The sequence below is a fragment of the Candidatus Neomarinimicrobiota bacterium genome (assembly GCA_012964825.1).
GTDB lineage: Bacteria > Fidelibacterota > Marinisomatia > Marinisomatales > S15-B10 > UBA2125.
Window position 1 is genome coordinate 1 of sequence record DTTI01000084.1, and the last position, 17,470, is coordinate 17,470.

Below are 17,470 nucleotides of genomic sequence, written 5' to 3' on the forward strand. Positions count from 1 at the left end.
AGAGTCCATTTTTCTCCCGGCTGCGGGTTCAGGTCTTCTCCGTTATAAACATACGCCTCATACAGATTTTCCCTCTCATCATTCTCCACACTCTTCATGAACAGGAAGACGTAGTCTTTTGTACCGTTACTCACCGTAACCTCTGCGTCTCGCACTACAAATCTCGAGGCATAATAAACAACCACATTACCAAAAATAGTGTCCCTCATAAGCGTGTTGGCAGCCTCGTCCACCCGGAGGGTCCGGTGTACCCGAACGAAACTGGTTACCAAAGAGTCTCCGGAAAGAATGCCCAGAATGTTGAGCTCAGGTTCATAGTCTGCCTGCACGTCTTCCCATTCCAATTCAGGAGAAAAGTCAGCAACGCAGGCCCAAAACAAAAGAAACAAACAGCTAATTTTAAACTGGCGCATCAAAATTCTATCCTATAACCAAAGGTGAGTAAAAAAGGAAACATGGGGACGGCTGCCCGTTCCAGTCCAAGTGCTTCATCTGTTAGTCTGTTAATTTTATTTCTGTACTGGTAGGTGAGTGCATTCACATGGTTCGTTACATTCACCAGTTGGATGAACCTCTCATAGGGAAAACGGAAAAATTGTTTTTTCTGCTTAAGACCTATGTCCAACCGAAAATAGCTGGAGAGACGGTCCGAGTTTTTTCTGCCCACCAAATTATTTTCGTAATAACTCCAGTTGGGCATATAAGCATCATGCCAGGCGTCCCACTTTTCGTAGCGCCCCAAAGGCGGTGTAAAGGGCTGGCCACTTGATGCCTGCAAGGCGGTACTGAAATATGTTTCCTTAATTATGGGTATTGCCACATCTCCCACAATATTCAAGGTGTGTTTTCGATCATACTTGGGGTAATACCAACCATGTTTTTCAATGTGGCGTTTAGTTTCAGCATAGGTGTAACCCACCCAACCACGTATCCGCCCTGCCGTCTTTTTGAACAACAGTTCAAACCCATAGGCATAAGCCTGTGTTTCGTCAAATTCATTGAAAGGTGTAAAGCGGACTTGATCCGTTTCCTCTGTAAACAGTTCTCCCTGTTTCAGGGTGATGAGGTTCTCAAAATGCTTATAATAGGTTTCGGCCCGGAAGAGCCAGTTTTTTCTCGACAGGTATTCCACACCCAAAATGGCGTGGTCTGCATATGTGGCGGGCCTGTCAGAGGGTAAGCCGAGCCAGAAGTCAATAATACGCAACGTCTCATCTTCCGGGTTGGCGATGGTGAGAAACTGGTGGTAACGTCCTAGAGCAAGTTTTAAGGAGAGGTCTTGGCGGAGCAAGTATTTCAAGCCAAACCTGGGATCGAAATAAAGCTCATTATGGAGAGAGTAATCCATAAGTCGGCCTCCCAACTGCAGTGCAAGTTTTGAGGTGACATCCCATTTGTCCTGAAAAAAAAGAGAGGTTTCCACCGTCTGGTCTTTCATGTTCAGGGGGTTGAGAAAAATTGTAGTGTCAAGGTTCGAAAATTCAAACTCCATGCCCAGGTTATAGTTCACGCGTTTCAGTTGCGCTCCACCCATAAGTTGGTGATTGTTAATACCGTGCCAGGACAGTTCCGTCTCCACTGTTCTGTCGTCAACTATATCAAAAAAGTCAAAGGAAAATTGGTCGCGATAGGTTCCTGTCTCACCCCCCATGCGCCAATCTCCTTCCTCCCGAGCAGTCATATCAAAATGGAACCTGTATCGGCTGCTAGCTATAAAAGAGCGCGCCACCAGCTTTGGGCTCACCAGCCACCGCCAGGTCAGACTATTGGTGTGGTTTCCCCAGGGCCAGTCTATTTCAAAAGACGACTTTGAATTCTCATAATAATCTTCTAAAACATCGTATTCCTCATAATTGTCAGAGATGTTTATCTCCAGAACATCGTCGCCGTAAAACCGGCTGTAGGTAAGGCGGTGGTCGGGGTTTAGATCTATGTTTGCCTTCATTTGGTAGTCGTAGAAATAATAAGGAAACTTGAAGCCGTCGCCACTCTTTCCACTAGATTTAAATAAAGCATTAATAATCTGGTCAAAATATGTTCGCCGGCCAGCCACCATCCAAGATCCTTTCATCCCCTTAAATTCTGGTATAGGGCCTTCCATTAAAACTTTGCTGGAAATGAGGGATATGTTTGCGTTGCCCTGAAATTTTTCCGTATTTCCTTCCCGGTTTATGACATTCAAGATGGCCCCCATTCTTCCCCCGTACCGGGCCGGGAACCCTCCGGCGTGAAAGTCCGCCTCCTTTATTGCGTCTGTGTTAAATGTGGAAAAAATGCCACCTAAGTGATAGGGGTTATAAATCGTAATGCCATCCATCATAATAAGGTTTTGATCCGGTGTACTACCCCGAACGTAGAGAGCGCTGGAAAAATCGTTAAGCGTTTGCACGCCGGGGAGCATTTGCACCGTTCGGAAAAGGTCTGGCTCTACAAAAGCCGGCGCAGTTTCTAGGGTCCGCATATCTAGTGTTACACGACTTGGCTCCACCAGCTGGCGCATTTTTTGTGCTTCACCAAACACATCAATAGTTTCTCCCTCCAGAACCGCCCGTTTCAACCGGAAGTCCAAGCGAAGCTCTTGGCCAGCCTGTATGGTTACCTCTTTTGTCACCATTCCGTAACCAATGATGGAGGCCACCACTTCCTTTGTTCCTACCGGTAAATTGGCAAGCACATAATAGCCATCAACATTTGCGGCTGAGCCTATGTTGGATTCCTTTACAAAAACATTCGTGTAAGCCAGCGGCTCACCTGAAGCATCCTCACGGACAAAACCACTAATAGTAGCCGCTTCCTGAGAAAAAACCATCGATGTCAGAATGAAGAAAAGAGTTAGATCCTGTTTTTTCACGGTTTTTTCTTTAGCTGGGGACTCTATTGTTGGGTCAGTTGGTTCCCAAAAAATTACTGAAAAACGACCAAATCAACTCGTTGGCGTTCGTCCCGGTGTTATCATAAGAATCGGGCCATTCATGTCCCCAATCATCAATTTTGTAATACCACACCTCATGATCATTTATACAATCTCTGTAATAGTAAGCGTGTGTTTTTTGGGGTAAAAACAGACTGTCCATGGTTATGCAACCATTTAAGCCAGACCAATAGTCAATTACTTTATCCATGTGAGGTGCCCCACTCCAGCCTCCCCCAGCGCTCATGCTTCCGTCTATTGGAACTATCTCATCTTTTACCCCTGATATTTGCAAAATGGGAACAGGCCCTGACGGGTCGCAATTCTCCCAGCTGTAACCACTCATGGTGCCAGTTACAGAAGCGATCGCTTTGAAAGTCTCCGGTACTTCACAAGCTAGTGTATAACTCATATATCCTCCGTTTGACATACCACAGGCAAAGGTTTTTTCTGGGTTGAGGTTGTGTTCTGTCTGTAAAAATTCAGCAAGTTCTGAAAGAAACCCAATATCATCGGTTTGGCTGATACTCAAGCGGGCATTCCAGTGGGCCGTACCGCCATAATCTGATGTTCCCTGGGGATAGCATACGGCAAATCCATTTGCGTCCGCAATGTCGTTCATACCAGAGTACCACTGTATTGTCTCCGCACTGCTCGTATAGCCGTGGAGTACAAAAATCAAGGGGGCATTCTGCTCTAATTTGTCTGGCTTGTAAAGAATATAATCCCTTTCAACTCCGTTGTGGTTAAATGTGGGGCTTTTATCGCTCGGTTCTTCCTCTTCACAAGCACTAAAGAAAACAAGTAAAACAAGCGCTGGTAAGAAGTTTTTCCTCCGCATTAATAATCTTACCTCTTTATTTTCTGACAACCTATGAGAAGACACGATGTTGACTGGCTGAGAGTCTTGGCCCTTGGGCTTTTAATTGTATACCATGTGGTGTTGAGTTTCCAACCCTGGGCCCAGTACATTTTCTTTATCCAGAACAAGCAGTCCTTGGAGGGGTTGTGGATCCTCATGGGGCTGATCAACATCTGGCGCATCCCCCTTCTGTTTATGGTTTCAGGCATGGGTGTGCGCTTTGCCATGGAGCGAAGAAACTGGAAACAGCTCCTGAAAGACCGCACCGTCCGGATTTTAATCCCCTATGTTTTTGGTCTCTTTTTCATTTGTCCCATCAGTGTATACGTTGCCATGAATTATTTCGGTAAAGAGGCTCAATATATACCTAACCCAGGCCACTTATGGTTTCTGGCCAATATTTTCTTTTATGTTTTGCTACTCCTTCCATTTCTTACTTACCTGAAAAACAGGCCGGGGAATTTCATCTTTAGATTCCTACCAAAGATTTTTCGGCTGCCCTTTGGAATTTATTTCATGGCTTTGCCTCTTGTGCTGGAAGCGTGGCTAGTGAACCCGGAGAACTATCCAGGGTATGCTCATACGGATCACGGCGGCTGGCTAGGAATGGTATGTTTTTTGACGGGATTTATATTTATTTCATTAAAAGATGATTTCTGGCTGGCGGTGGAACGTATTAAGCAAGGTGCTCTGTTCGTAGCCTTTTTACTGTATCTAGTACGACTGTTTATTTTTTCGTTAGAAGGTCCAAACGTCCTTACCGCTATTGAATCCATAAGCTGGGTGCTGGCCATTTTTGGGTATGCGTCACTGTCCCTCAATAAACCCTCTCGGAAGCTGGCCTATTTCAGCAAGGCCGTCTACCCGGTCTATATTGTTCACATGCCATTACAGTATTTCTTTTCTTACTATATCATTCCCCTATCGCTACCAGCGGCTATGAAGCTTGTTCTTCTTCTGGTGTTGACGTTTGGGGGTAGCCTAACTCTCTATGAGTTTGCTCTAAAGCGGATAAAATGGGTGCGACCCCTCTTTGGGTTAAAGCTTTAGCTCTTCCTCAGCTATTCGCGTGAACCCGGAACAATTTCCAGTTCAATTTTATTATTATCGCGAATAATAATAATTGACGTTGCTTGACCAATTTTTACAGCGTCTATAGCATAGGTATAATCATAAATGTTTTCAATCTTCCGGCCGGCTAATTCTACAATAATATCTCCTGCTGTTAAGCCCGCCTTGTCAGCTGGGCTTCCCTTGGAAACGCCTGAAATTTTGAGCCCAGGAATGCTTCCTTCCCCATAATCAGGAATAGTGCCTAGATAGGCCCGTAGTCCTGCCCGTGCGGATTGCTCTTGTGGCTTTTGCGGTTCCAGATAGTCTGGTTCTTCGTTTGTTACAGCTAGTCCGCGGGCAACAAAACCAAGAAATTTCGTAATGTCTTCCATCCCCTCATAGTTCAGCAGGTCTGGGGTATCTCTTGGTGAATGATATTCGCTATGTGAGCCTGTAAATACACTAAGAATAGGTACTTTTTTCAGGTAAAATGAGGTTGCGTCTGTTGGTAGGTAACTGTCTTCCTTTAATGCCAATCTCAAGCCAATGGGGGCGTTCCGCTGCTCAATCTCCCGCCTCCACATGGAGCTTGATCCCACTCCATTTACAACCAAGGCGTCTTCATAACGACCCACCATGTCCATGTTCAGATAGGCGGCGAACCGGTTTGAGAGGTCGTTACTGTGGTTGGCTGATGCCAGCTGGTCTACGTAATGGGCAGAGCCTAACAATCCCAGCTCTTCTCCCGACCAGGCTGCAAAAATGATGTCCCGCTTCATCTCAAATTTTCCCTGCTGTTTCTGATCCACAAGCCATTCGGCCATCTCTAAAGTGCTGGCTACGCCAGAGGCGTTATCGTCTGCCCCAAAATGAATCTTTCCTTTCTCGTCTTCCCGTGCAAGCGAGCTGGACCCGCCTTCTTTTCCAAGGTGATCAACGTGTCCACCAACAATCAGAGGGGGTTCATTGTTTCGGAGGTCTGACTTCAAGACAGCAAGCACGTTTCTTCCTGTCCGTTTTTCTTTCTTAAGGTCAATTCGCGCCGAAAGTTGAAAGCTTGTTGGGAACCCCATCTGTATACTTCCATCATCAAGTGTCTCTTGTAGTTTCTTTAGTGATTTACAATCTTTCCCACCCTTAGGACATAGTAGAAGTTCTGCTGTCTTATCGGAGGCTGAGATGACCGGTAGGCTAGCTGCCGATGTTGAAGCGTCAAGTCGTATGGGGATCAGCTGCTCCTTAACACCGGACTGTGGGCCACTTATAACAATCATACCCGCGGCCCCTTTGTCCCGTAACGTCATTGCTTTATATCTTAAGCTGCTGTATCTAGACAGGTGCTGTCTGTGCTCTGGGGAAATTTCCTCCGGCATGTATCGTAAGACCATAACCCACTTGTCTGTAACGTCTAGGTGAACAAAAGAGTCATACTCGCTAAATCCATTACCCTCTGGTGCAACAATTCCGTAGTTCCCCCAAACCACCTGTTTTAAAGGTGTCTCACCCGTTGCAGACCAAGTAACAGGCCGCCAGTCTAAATTTATTTTAGGGCTAAATCTTCTTGTAACTTTCCGCGGGCCATCCAGTTTTAGTGTGCTGCTTTTTTCAATCTCCATTCCAGCTGTAAAGTTAAACTGCTGAAAATATGTGCCATTTTCTCCAGCCGGTTCAAGTCCTAAGCGTCGGAATTCTTCCGCCACATACTGTGTTGCTTTCTGCTCCCCTATTGTGCCCGTCATTCGACCTTCAAGCTGGGGTGAGGCCAAGGTTTCAACGTGGCGACGCAGGTCCGCTGCGGTTATTGCGGGGCTTCCCATTGGTTTCAACTGTTCTGTGGTGGTTTTGATTTTTTCTTTTTCGTCCACACCATCCTCATTCAAAATCTCAAGTGCTGCACGATGGTTCCATTCTCCCAAAAATATTTGAGACTGTTTATTGCCAGTTCTTTGACTGGTCCATGCTAGGGTTTCCCCATCTGGAGAGAAGGCTGGAAGTCCATCAAAACGATCTGTCTGGGTCACACGTACAGGTGGGCCACCATTGGCACTCACCAGATATAGTTCAAAGTTTCCAAAACCGTGAATGTTTGTGGCATAGATAAGATACTCTCCCGAAGGGTGGAAAAATGGTGCCCAAGACATAGCGCCCATCTCCGTTATTTGCGTCTGGTTACTGCCGTCGGCGTTCATCGTAAAAATTTCAGCTGTAACGCCGTCTTCAGAAAACCGACGCCAACAGATTTTTTCGCCGTTGTGACTGAAAAACGGGCCGCCATCATAGCCGCGGCTATCTGTCAATTGCTGAAGGTTGCTGCCGTCCATTTTCATTCTATAGATGTCTATCATAAAGGCTTTATCAACCTTGAAAATTTTCTTGTCAGCCACTGACAGGGGTTTTGAATAGGCTAGGCGGTTAGAACTGAAAACAATCCAATTTCCATCTGGAGATATGGCACCCTCGGCATCATAGCCTATGGCATTTGTTAGTTGATTGTAGTTTTTGCTCTTGCGATCATAAAGGTAGAGTTCGAAAGCTTCATCATAGTCCCAAGAGTAGCGTCGTTCTTTTCCGGAGGCCCGAAGCTCAAGCTCTTTCTTTTGTTTGCTTCGTGCTTCAGGGTCGCCATGGGTGGATGCAAACAGTACCTCCTGTTGGTTTGGATGTATCCATGAGCAGGTTGTTTTCCCGTAACCAGGCGAAATTCTCTCAACATCCCCCGTCTCAAAATCCATAAGGTAAATCTGATAAAATGGGTTGTCTGCCTCACGTTCGCTCTGTAAAACCATAAGATTGCCGCTTGAACCAAAATACCCTTCGCCGGCGCGGCGCCCTTCAAATGTTAACTGCCGGACATTACTTAAAAACTGTGCCTCTTCCCCAAAGACGATACTGAAAAAGACAAAAATAAGGCTTTGTGTCGTCAAAAATTTCTTTAACATAAATAAAAAGGGGGCTGTGATTATATCAAAATTACCTAAGCAACTAAAAACCTTTTTAGGAAAAAGCCTTTATCGTTTTAAAAAGTTCATTTCCGCTAAGGTCACACTCTTCGTTCCAGCCAAGAGCACATGTTCTCCAACCTGCATAAGCGGCAGACAGTGAAACTAGAGCAACCGCCTCTGATGTGTTCGCTTCCTTTTTTTCCCCAAACCTTCCAGGCCCTACACAATTAACGACCTCCTTTGGCAAGCCCCTTTCCGTTCTGTCATACAGTTTGCTTACGTCGGGGAATCTGGGGTGATCATCAATTGGCGTTTTACCCATGAGAGGATTGATACCTGTCAGGTTTCGGTGGTCTATAATTTGAATGATGGGTTCGCTCGAGTGTGTTCTGTCAACAATTAACAGTTCATTACCCTCCAGTTCTCTTTTGAGATCAATCAGGTTTGCGGGCGTTGCGGCTTCAGTTAGTGATTGTTGCGGTGAAACAATTGTCTTTTCTCCCCATTTATAGACATTGTGGTGCGCTATTGATTTTTTTTCTTGGCTTACACAAGAAAATGTTTTGCTATACGCATCCAATGATAACGGAAGATAGACCGTCATCGTTGCCGTTCTCCAAATAGGGCTGTTCCGATCCGTACCATTGTTGCTCCTTCCTCCACTGCCATCTCATAATCAGAAGACATCCCCATGGAAAGTTCTGTCAGCTGACCTTCTTCAGGAAGGTGCGTGTTCAGTCTCTCTTTAAGCTGCCTCAGTTTTTGAAACGTTTTCCTAATAGTTGTTTCGTTGGTGGTAAGCTCGCCAATTGTCATCAATCCTTTTACACCAAGGTTTTTCAACTCCAAGACCTCTAATAGGGTGTCAATTTTTCCCGGCTGAAAGCCGTGCTTAGTTGGGTCCCGACCGATGTTTACCTGAAGCAGGGACTCATAGTTGTTGCAGTTTTCCGCCAAAAGCACGCTTAGGCGGCGGGCCAGTTTCAGTGAGTCAATCGAATCAATTGCGTCAAAAAGTTTTATAGCTTTACTTGCCTTGTTGGACTGAAGGTGCCCAACAAGACGTTTTTTTAATCGTGGAAGATCTGGTAGGTGCGGGAACTTCTGGGAGGATTCTTGAATTCGGTTCTCACCAATGTTTTTGATGCCGGCTCTATGTGCCGATTCGATTGCAGAAGCAGGGAAGGTTTTTGTTATTGCAACAATCTGAACGGGGGGGTCGTGCTCGCGGTTGGTGAGTTCTCTTGCTACCTCAATCCGCTCCTGAACGGATTTGAAGGCGTCTAAGTTTATCACGCTTCAGCGCTTTCTTCACCAGTAGGCTCTTGTTGGTCTGTGATTTCTTCGTCTGTGTCTTCCGATTCCACGCGCACTACCCTGCTTAGTGAGGAAATTTTTGCACCTTCATCAAGGCGAATAAGTTTTACACCCTGTGTTACACGTCCTATGGTTCGGATACTGTCAACGGGTTGTCGAATGAGAACACCCGTGTTTGTGATAACCATAAGATCGTCTGTGTCCACAACCTCCATGATTGCCACCATTTTGCCCACTTTTTTGTTTGTCCGCATGGCCAGCACGCCCTTTCCAGACCGCTTTTGAATACGGTATTGCATAACTTCCGTGCGCTTGCCAAACCCTTTTTCGGTCGCAACCAGCAGTGTCCCCTCTCTTCGTACAACAACCATTCCCACTACATAATCGTTTTTTGTAGAGAGTTTTATACCTATAACCCCGCGCGTCTTTCGACCCATGGGGCGGGCGTCCGTTTCTGAGAAACGAATTGATTTCCCTTCTCGTGTACCTAAAACAATGTCATTTTCTCCGGTTGTAATTTTTGCCTCTATGAGTTCGTCTCCCTCCCGTATATCAATGGCATAAATGCCTCCCTTTCGGGGGTTTCCGTAGGCCGACAGCTTTGTTTTTTTAATTATTCCCTTCCGGGTGGCCATAACTATATACTTTTCTTCGTCGAATGTTTTTACACTCACAAAAGCTTTTACCTTTTCACCTGGTTCCGTACCTAAAAGATTTACAATTGCCCGGCCTCTGGCGGCTCGGCCACCAGGTGGAATTTCATGTACTTTTAACCAATAGCATTTTCCTTTGTCTGTAAAGAAGAGTATATAGTCATGGGTGTTTGCCACAAATAGGTGTTCCACAAAATCTTCTTCTTTGGCTTTCGCGCCCTGTAGGCCGCGGCCACCTCTGCGTTGACTTCTATAGGTCGACGCCGCGGTCCTTTTCACATAGCCATTATGTGTAAACGTAAGAACAACGTCTTCTTCCGCAATCATGTCCTCAACTGAAAAAGTTGTCCCAATGGCTAGAATTTCTGTTCTCCTGTTTTCTCCATAACGCTCTTTAATTTCTGCTAATTCTTCTTTAATAATGGCCATCTGCCTTTGACGACTTTCAAGAATTCCTTTAAGCTGTGCAATTAGCTTTATAACCTCTTTATACTCTTGGACAACTTTTTCTACCTCAAGGCCGGTAAGCCTCTGTAGACGCATCTCCAAAATGGCTTGCGCCTGTCTTTCTGACAGCTCGAAACTATTCATAAGCCCTTCTTTAGCCTGTGTCGGATCTTTGCTTCCGCGAATAACTTCTATCACCTCATCTATGTTGTCCAGTGCAATTTTTAAACCCTCAAGAATATGTGCTCGCTCTTCAGCTGCATTAAGCTCATAATTTGTCCTGCGAACAAGAACGTCATGTCTGTGGTCAATGAAGCACCGCAGAATCTCTCTTAACGAAAGAACTTTTGGTATACCATCTACCAGGGCCAAAAGTATGACGCCGAACGTATCTTTCATTTGGGTGTGAACGTATAGCTGGTTGAGAATCACTTCTGGTACAATGTCGCGTTTTGTCTCAATCACGATGCGCATACCATCCCTGTCTGACTCGTCTCGTATATCGGAAATACCTTCTATTCTTTTGTTTCGAACCATGTCCGCAATTTTTTCTATTAATTTTGCTTTGTTTACCTGGTATGGTATTTCGTTTACAATAATATTGGATTTGCTACCTTTTATAGTCTCAATAAAGGCGTTAGCCCTCACGGTTATTTTTCCCCTCCCTGTTTCATAGGCTTGTCGTATGCCATCTAACCCCTCAATCGTCGCGCCCGTGGGAAAGTCAGGGCCCTTCACGTGCTTCATGAGGTCCTCAATTGTTGATTCTGGTTTGTCTATGAGGGTAGTGGTTGCATCAATAATCTCTATAAGGTTGTGAGGTGGAATTTTTGTGGCCATACCAACAGCAATTCCTTCTGACCCATTAACCAAAAGGTTAGGTATAACAGCCGGAAGCACCATGGGCTCTTCCATTGTTTCATCAAAGTTTGGCTGCCAGTCAACTGTCTCTTTTTCTAGGTCTCTAAGCATTTCGGCCCCAAAGCGTGACATCCGAGCTTCCGTGTATCTCATTGCGGCTGCATTGTCTCCATCAACAGATCCGAAGTTCCCTTGACCATCAACCAATTCGTGGCGCATTGAGAAATCTTGGGCCATTCTTACCAAAGAATCGTAGATGGAGGAGTCGCCGTGAGGATGGTATTTACCCATCACGTCCCCAACAATTCTCGCTGACTTTTTATAGGGGCGGTTCCAAAAGGAGCCTAGCTCACTCATGCCATAAAGGATTCTTCGATGAATTGGCTTCAGGCCGTCTCTTACGTCAGGAAGGGCCCGAGAGACAATAACGGACATAGAATAATTGAGATAACTCTCTTTCATTTCGTCCACGATGTCACGGTTCAAGAACATGTCTCTGGTAAGCTCAGCCATTGTTCTTTTTCCCGTTATACATCAAGGTTTACCACAAATTTGGCGTGGGTCGTAATAAACTTCCGGCGTGCTTCTACATCACTGCCCATTAGCTCCATGAAAAGTGTTGAAGCTTCGCTAATGCTTTCTACAGAAACCTTAAGTAGTGACCTTCGCTCTGGGTCCATAGTGGTTGACCAAAGCTGGTCTGCGTTCATTTCACCCAAGCCTTTATAACGCTGAAGATCAATTTTTTGTGTTTTATTATCTTTCTTAAAGCGCTCGACGATCATTTCTCGTTGGTCTTCGTCAAAAGCATATTGCTCTTTCTTGCCTTGTTTCACTTTGTAGAGCGGTGGTTGAGCAATAAAGACATGGCCATCGGTGATCAGCTCGGGCATTTTTCTGTATAAAAAAGTGAGTAAGAGTGTCCGGATGTGGCTACCATCGATGTCTGCGTCTGTCATTATTATTACTTTGTTATACCGCAATTTCAGGATGTCAAATTCGGCTCCCGTTGGCTTTTCGCCGTCTTCCATTTCCCCGTTTCCTCCAAAACCCGTACCCAGTGCTGTAATAATTGACTGGATCTCGTTGTTTGATAAAAGTTTGTCAATTCTAGCTTTTTCAGCATTTATTACCTTGCCTCTTAGTGGTAAAATTGCTTGGTATCGCCTATCTCTTCCCTGTTTGGCTGAGCCACCAGCTGAATCACCCTCAACTAGGAATATTTCACACATTTCCGGGTCTTTGCTTGAGCAGTCTGCCAGTTTTCCGGGGAGTGAGCCACCCTCCAGGGCGCTTTTACGCCTAATAAGCTCACGGGCTTTTCGAGCGGCTGCTCTACTGCGGGCTGACAACACAGCTTTTTCAACAATTCTCCTTCCAACAGAAGGGTTCTGTTCAAGAAACTCCTGTAGCCCTTCAAAAACAATAGAATCAACAAGGCCTTTTACCTCTCCGTTGCCGAGTTTAGTTTTGGTTTGACCTTCAAATTGCGGTTCTGCTACTTTTATGGAGATGACGGCGGTGATTCCCTCTCTAAAGTCTTCCCCAGACAGCGTTATTTTCTCGTTCTTGTTTGATTTAATAAGTTTGTTTTTTGTGGTGTAGCTGTTCATTGCTCGGGTTAGGGCTGACCGAAACCCGGACATGTGGGTGCCCCCTTCAATTGTATTTATGTTGTTCACAAAGGACAGGATGTTTTCGTTGTATCCGTCGTTGTATCGAAGCGCTACCTCCACCGGCATATCCCCTTTTTCTTTCAAAACGGTAATTACCTTCTTGTGTAGGGGGTTCGCGGAGCTGTCTAGGAACTTGACATAGTCCGACAGTCCACCCTTGTATTTGAAAACCTCTTTTCTACCCTCCCCTTCTGGTCGATTGTCATCAATGGTTATTTCAAGTTCCTTGTTTAGGTACGCCAGCTCTCTGAGGCGCTCTGAAATAATGTCAAAGTCCCAATTTCTCTCCTTAAAGATTTCTCCGTCGGGCATAAAGGTAATTTTTGTTCCACTCGTTTTTGCTTTACCTGTTGATTTTAGTTTTGTTTTGGTGTCTCCCTTTTCATATCTCTGATTGTAAATCTTTCCGTCTCTTTTAACCTCCGCCTCCAGCCAGGCGGAAAGAGCATTTACAACCGACACACCTACGCCGTGTAGACCCCCAGAAACCTTGTATGTCCCTTTGTCAAATTTGCCGCCAGCATGCAGTAGTGTCATAACAACCTCAAGTGCGGGCTTTTTTTCTTCTTTATGAATGTCTACAGGAATCCCGCGGCCATTGTCTTCTACAGAAAAGGAGTTGTCTTTGTTTATAGAGACGGCAATTTTCGTGCAGTGGCCCGCCATGGCCTCATCCACACTATTATCAACGACTTCATTAACAAGGTGGTGCAGACCTCGCTTTCCTAAGTCTCCGATGTACATTGCTGGACGTTTTCGAACAGCTTTGAGCCCCTTGAGAACGGTGATTTTCTCTGCACCATAATCTTTAGTTTTTTTTGCCATCTTTTATATAACCCGAATTTTCTTTATTGTTTCTTCCCCTAGTTTTTTGTTTAGTTTTTCAAGGATTTCTTTTTTCTTTATTGCCATTTCGTTTCGCCACACAGGAGTTGATGCCCTCACTATTAAAATTCCGTGCTTTACCTCCTCCGGTGTGCAATTTTTGGCAACGGATTTCCCAACAATATTTTCCCAAATTAAAAGGGCCTTGTTTTGGCGCATCGCCCTGTCAAGACCACCTTGTTTTAAAGCTGTGCTTAGTGCTGATTTAAGTGGTTGCACAGATAGGCCAAGTCTCCCGCTGTTTATAAACTAATATTTTCCGCTCGGCACGAACAGAAAAACTTCTTTTAAACCTGTTCTCCTCCAGTACGCATAGGCATTAGGAGCATTGTTGTTTCTTCGTTTTCTTCCTGTTTGTCTGGGCCTACCAGCGTTGCTGAAATAGGTGAGTTTAACCGAAGAACGACCTTCTCGGTGTCAATGTGCGTCAGAATATCCACAAGATAATTAGCATTAAAACCCACCGTTAAATCTTCGTCTTCATATTGTACCTGAAACTTCTCTTGGGCGCTTGACGCACTCTCCGGGTCTTCTGTTGTAACAACGGCCTCTCCATTTGAGAGTCTCAGTTCCACCTGCCTTGTGGCTCGGTTAGAAAAAATTGATACGCGCCGAACGGAGGCAAGCATTTCTTCCCTGTCCGCGGTTAGTATTTTACTGTTATCTTTGGGTAAAACCGTCTTATAGTCTGGATACCGTTCGTCTATCACTCTCGAAAAGGCTGTAATTCCACTAAATGAGATTGTGAGGTGGTTGTCCCCCACCCAAAGAACTGTTTCTCCTTGGCCGTCTAAGTAGGGCAATAACAAATTAAGAAACTTTTTGGGTACAATAACACGGCCCTCATACCCCCTCGACGAAAAATCAGACCGGGAACAGACGGACAGCCTGTGTCCGTCCGTCGCAACAACCGAAATGCTGTTTTCCAAAACTTCAAACAGGGCTCCCATCAGGGCTGGTTTCAGGTCATCTGAGCTCAAGGCAAAAGATGTTTTTTCAACAAGGCGCTTAAGAACAGAAGAGGCAATCCCAATCTCTTTTTTGTTGTCCACTTCCGGCATCGTAGGAAAATCCTCGGGTGGTGCACCGGAAATGTCGTAATTCCCAAAGGAAGTTTGAATAACAACCCGGTGTTCATCATTTGATTCAATCGTCACGTCTGTCTCTGGCAGCGCGTTCGTTATGTCCATAAGCGTGCGGTGCGGAATAGCAACGCCACCCTCACTCTCTACGGACCCCTGGGCTGTGGTCACAAGCGTAATTTCAAGGTCTGTGGTGCGCATTTCAAGTTCTTCCTTCCGCGCGGTGAACAGTACACTGCTAAGTATTGGAATGGTAGATCTTGTAGGCGTTGCCTTGGCTAGGTTTTGTAAAGCAGACTGGAGCGAATTTCTTGATATTGAAACATTCATAATTTTTTGATTTTGCTTAGCCCGAAAAGAGTAACCTGGGATAAAATCTTGATTTTACGTTACCTAAATTTCGTTTCTCGGACAACACCTTTTTCGTTATTTGTGAGTTTTGAATCTTAATTATTATGTTAATCTTTCTAAAATTTAAATCTTAGTTAATTATTATATACGGTGTGCAAAACAATAAAAACAAGACATTAATCCCCATAACGAGTAAGCCGGAACATTTATAAAGGGGAAGGCTCACTTTCTGCTTTATGTGTATAAGCTGTTGAGAAGTGAGCATCCATGGTTTCGCGCTCCAACAAAAAGAAAAACAAGGGGAACTATTAAGACTTATAGCTTGTTTTTGTGGTTAATTTCTGAAGAGAGCTTCACCGCTCTATCAAAAAGTTTTCCACATAAATAGAGGCGGAAGCCTCTCTGAGCCACTCGTTGAAATGACTTGACTTTTTCCTCGCAAGGGCGAGGCCTTCAATCTCTGACCAATGAGTTGCTAGCGTAGGGGTTCCTCCTTCCTTCACCTCAAGCAAAAGCAAGAGATGAAAGCCGTCTTTGGTCGTTACAGGGGGGGACGGAAACCCAACCTTAAGGGTCGGTAACACTTGGCCGATTTCTTCTATAGGAAATTGATTGGGATTGACCCAACCAAGTCGCCCACCCAGGTCCTTTGTGCTTATGTCGTCAGAGTACTTTTTTGCCAGGCGCGAAAAGTCATCCTCCGTAGTTGTGCTGTCTCTTATGTTTAAGGCAAAAGCGTAGAGACTGTCTTCATCGGCCGGGCTTACCTTGGGAGCAATCAAGATGTGTCGAACATTCACCTTGTCACCCATGGCCTCTAAGACTTCTATAATATGGTATCCAAACTCGGTTTCTATAATATCGCTTAATTTACCAGGTTCTAAAGCGTAAGCCGCCTGCTCAAAGGCAGGCACAAAAGTACCCCGAGTAACGAAACCCATCTCTCCTCCGCTCCTAGCCGAGCCGGGATCTTGAGAAAACATCTCAGCTAGTTGCGAAAAGCTATCGCCAAGGAGGACTCTCTTTTTTAGTGAATCTATAAAACTGTAAGCGAGGCGCCGGCTTTCTCTACCGGGTCTCAACTTGAAGAAAATGTGGTCTGTGTTGTATAGGGTTGGGACAGACCCAAGGCTGTCCTTATAATTGTTGTAAAACACAAACACCTCATCCCTAGTTATGGTTATGCCCCCAAAAAGCCGACCTTGGTACCGCTCGGCAATGAGCTGATCGCGCATATCGGGCCACCACATGCGCCGAATTTCACCTACACGCTTACCTAGAATTTTTTCTAGCTGTTCCTCTGACCCAGCCTGGGAGATTGACTGGGCAAGATACTGCTCGACCGCCTGATCAACCTCTCGGTCTTCCACCTCAATGCTTTCAACCTCAGCAATTTCAAGGATAAGCTTTTGGTTAATAAGAGACTGAAGAACTTGTTTTTGGAGTTTCTCGAGTTTATCCATATCAAGGCGAGGATCTAAGCGTTGCTCAATGGCTGTCATTTGTACAAGTTGTGCAACATCACTTTTAAGTATAACATGCTCCCCCACAAGAGCGGCCACACCATCAATAAGATTTTGCCCCGAGAGGAGAAGGCCAACCCCAAACAGGACAAAAAAGAGGCCGGGCTTTTTGTTTTTCATCTTGGTTTCTGTGCCCCTCCAACATCAGCGTTGGGTGGATAGACATTTCTTAGGCTGTCTAACAAGAGACCATACAGCTTGGCCCGCTTAGACCGGTAGATGTTCTGGCTAATTTCATCATAAACTTCGTCAAGGCCCTGATAAGAACTTTGAGGGAAGAACTCGAGAACCTCTAGAACGTGATATCCATATTGTGTTTTCTCTGGACCCAAGACGCCACGGGGACGGGAAGACCCAAAAAGGAGGAGGTCTAATTCTTCTGGCATGTCACCAGGCGAAACAGTGACGGGAGAGACCCGGTTCTCTTTCAATAAAGAAATTCTTAGCCTGGCATCGTATTGTAAGAGGGTGAATTTGACTTCATTTGCAGAACCCTCGTTTTGGGTAAGGAACTGTATTAGTCGAACCTCGTCTGTGCGCCGCCGATAGGTTGGCCTATTAGAGAGATAGCGATCTCTAATTTCATCCATGGTTACTTTTATTTTTGAGGAGAGGTAATGTTCCAAATACAGGTTTCCATAAACAGTTTTTCTATAATCATCAATTAATTGTCTAACAGAAGCCTCGTTTTGTAAGTTGCTCGAAACAGCGGCACGGTAGAGCAGCTCACGAGAAGCTGGCTGACCCTCGTTTGTTTTGTTGCGCTCTTCAGTTGTAGTGCTTCCAACCCTAGGGGTTGTGGAAGGTTCCTTGTTTGTGTCTTTTTTAGCGCAGCTTGAAATTATGCTCATAAAGAAAGTAAAACAAAAAAGACGAAAAAGAGCTGTCGAAAAGAAGAAAAACACAG

13 protein-coding genes are annotated in these 17,470 nt (G+C 45.2%); 1 reads left to right on the plus strand and 12 read right to left on the minus strand.

Going from position 1 to position 17,470, the window contains the following annotated elements; translation table 11 throughout:
- The 3 genes from EYO21_09085 to EYO21_09095 form a co-directional block, all read right to left on the minus strand.
- Window positions 1–413 (minus strand): hypothetical protein (locus EYO21_09085; GenBank protein ID HIB03957.1); only part of this gene is annotated, 413 nt, incomplete at its 3' end.
- Window positions 413–2,851: a TonB-dependent receptor gene (locus EYO21_09090; protein HIB03958.1), complete on the minus strand. Its 2,439-nt coding sequence runs from the start codon at window positions 2,849–2,851 to the stop codon at window positions 413–415. The genes EYO21_09090 and EYO21_09085, both read right to left, overlap by 1 nt.
- 34 nt (window positions 2,852–2,885) lie before the next feature.
- Window positions 2,886–3,752 (minus strand): hypothetical protein, encoded by an 867-nt coding sequence (locus EYO21_09095; protein HIB03959.1) that lies wholly within the window; start codon window positions 3,750–3,752, stop codon window positions 2,886–2,888.
- Between the two features lie 33 nt (window positions 3,753–3,785).
- Here EYO21_09095 and EYO21_09100 point away from each other — a divergent pair, with 33 nt between their 5' ends.
- Window positions 3,786–4,823 carry an acyltransferase gene (locus tag EYO21_09100; GenBank protein ID HIB03960.1) on the plus strand — a complete coding sequence of 346 codons (1,038 nt, stop codon included), beginning with the start codon at window positions 3,786–3,788 and terminating at the stop codon, window positions 4,821–4,823.
- A gap of 11 nt (window positions 4,824–4,834) precedes the next feature.
- Here EYO21_09100 and EYO21_09105 read toward each other — a convergent pair whose 3' ends face one another.
- The 9 genes from EYO21_09105 to EYO21_09145 form a co-directional block, all read right to left on the minus strand.
- Window positions 4,835–7,765 (minus strand): M28 family peptidase, encoded by a 2,931-nt coding sequence (locus EYO21_09105; protein HIB03961.1) that lies wholly within the window; start codon window positions 7,763–7,765, stop codon window positions 4,835–4,837.
- 55 nt (window positions 7,766–7,820) lie between these two features.
- Entirely contained in the window at window positions 7,821–8,372 is a 552-nt protein-coding gene (locus EYO21_09110; protein HIB03962.1) for a hypothetical protein, read from the minus strand.
- Window positions 8,369–9,064: a YggS family pyridoxal phosphate-dependent enzyme gene (locus tag EYO21_09115; GenBank protein ID HIB03963.1), complete on the minus strand. Its 696-nt coding sequence runs from the start codon at window positions 9,062–9,064 to the stop codon at window positions 8,369–8,371. The genes EYO21_09110 and EYO21_09115 overlap by 4 nt, the downstream gene beginning before the upstream one ends.
- Window positions 9,061–11,538, minus strand: coding sequence for a DNA gyrase subunit A (gene gyrA, locus EYO21_09120; protein ID HIB03964.1), 2,478 nt, complete (start codon window positions 11,536–11,538; stop codon window positions 9,061–9,063). Before gyrA ends, EYO21_09115 begins: the two co-directional genes overlap by 4 nt.
- Window positions 11,539–11,573: 35 nt before the next feature.
- A complete protein-coding gene (gene gyrB, locus EYO21_09125; protein HIB03965.1) occupies window positions 11,574–13,547 on the minus strand; it encodes a DNA topoisomerase (ATP-hydrolyzing) subunit B in 1,974 nt (657 codons plus the stop codon).
- Window positions 13,548–13,550: 3 nt separating this feature from the next.
- Window positions 13,551–13,853 carry a DUF721 domain-containing protein gene (locus EYO21_09130; GenBank protein ID HIB03966.1) on the minus strand — a complete coding sequence of 101 codons (303 nt, stop codon included), beginning with the start codon at window positions 13,851–13,853 and terminating at the stop codon, window positions 13,551–13,553.
- A gap of 41 nt (window positions 13,854–13,894) precedes the next feature.
- Entirely contained in the window at window positions 13,895–15,019 is a 1,125-nt protein-coding gene (gene dnaN, locus EYO21_09135) for a DNA polymerase III subunit beta (protein ID HIB03967.1), read from the minus strand.
- 374 nt (window positions 15,020–15,393) lie between these two features.
- The gene (locus EYO21_09140; protein HIB03968.1) at window positions 15,394–16,683 is read right to left on the minus strand and encodes a hypothetical protein; all 1,290 of its coding nucleotides are present in this window, start codon (window positions 16,681–16,683) and stop codon (window positions 15,394–15,396) included.
- Window positions 16,680–17,414, minus strand: coding sequence for a peptidyl-prolyl cis-trans isomerase (locus EYO21_09145; GenBank protein HIB03969.1), 735 nt, complete (start codon window positions 17,412–17,414; stop codon window positions 16,680–16,682). Before EYO21_09145 ends, EYO21_09140 begins: the two co-directional genes overlap by 4 nt.
- Window positions 17,415–17,470 lie beyond the last annotated feature (56 nt).

Excerpts from the sequence above, each read along its gene's own strand:
- EYO21_09095 (HIB03959.1), bottom strand. The coding sequence starts at position 3,752 with ATGCGGAGGAAAAACTTCTTACCAGCGCTTGTTTTACTTGTTTTCTTT.
- EYO21_09100 (HIB03960.1), top strand. The coding sequence starts at position 3,786 with ATGAGAAGACACGATGTTGACTGGCTGAGAGTCTTGGCCCTTGGGCTT.
- EYO21_09105 (HIB03961.1), bottom strand. The coding sequence starts at position 7,765 with ATGTTAAAGAAATTTTTGACGACACAAAGCCTTATTTTTGTCTTTTTC.
- EYO21_09110 (HIB03962.1), bottom strand. The coding sequence starts at position 8,372 with ATGACGGTCTATCTTCCGTTATCATTGGATGCGTATAGCAAAACATTT.
- gyrA (HIB03964.1), bottom strand. The coding sequence starts at position 11,538 with ATGTTCTTGAACCGTGACATCGTGGACGAAATGAAAGAGAGTTATCTC.
- gyrB (HIB03965.1), bottom strand. The coding sequence starts at position 13,547 with ATGGCAAAAAAAACTAAAGATTATGGTGCAGAGAAAATCACCGTTCTC.
- dnaN (HIB03967.1), bottom strand. The coding sequence starts at position 15,019 with ATGAATGTTTCAATATCAAGAAATTCGCTCCAGTCTGCTTTACAAAAC.
- EYO21_09140 (HIB03968.1), bottom strand. The coding sequence starts at position 16,683 with ATGAAAAACAAAAAGCCCGGCCTCTTTTTTGTCCTGTTTGGGGTTGGC.
- EYO21_09145 (HIB03969.1), bottom strand. The coding sequence starts at position 17,414 with ATGAGCATAATTTCAAGCTGCGCTAAAAAAGACACAAACAAGGAACCT.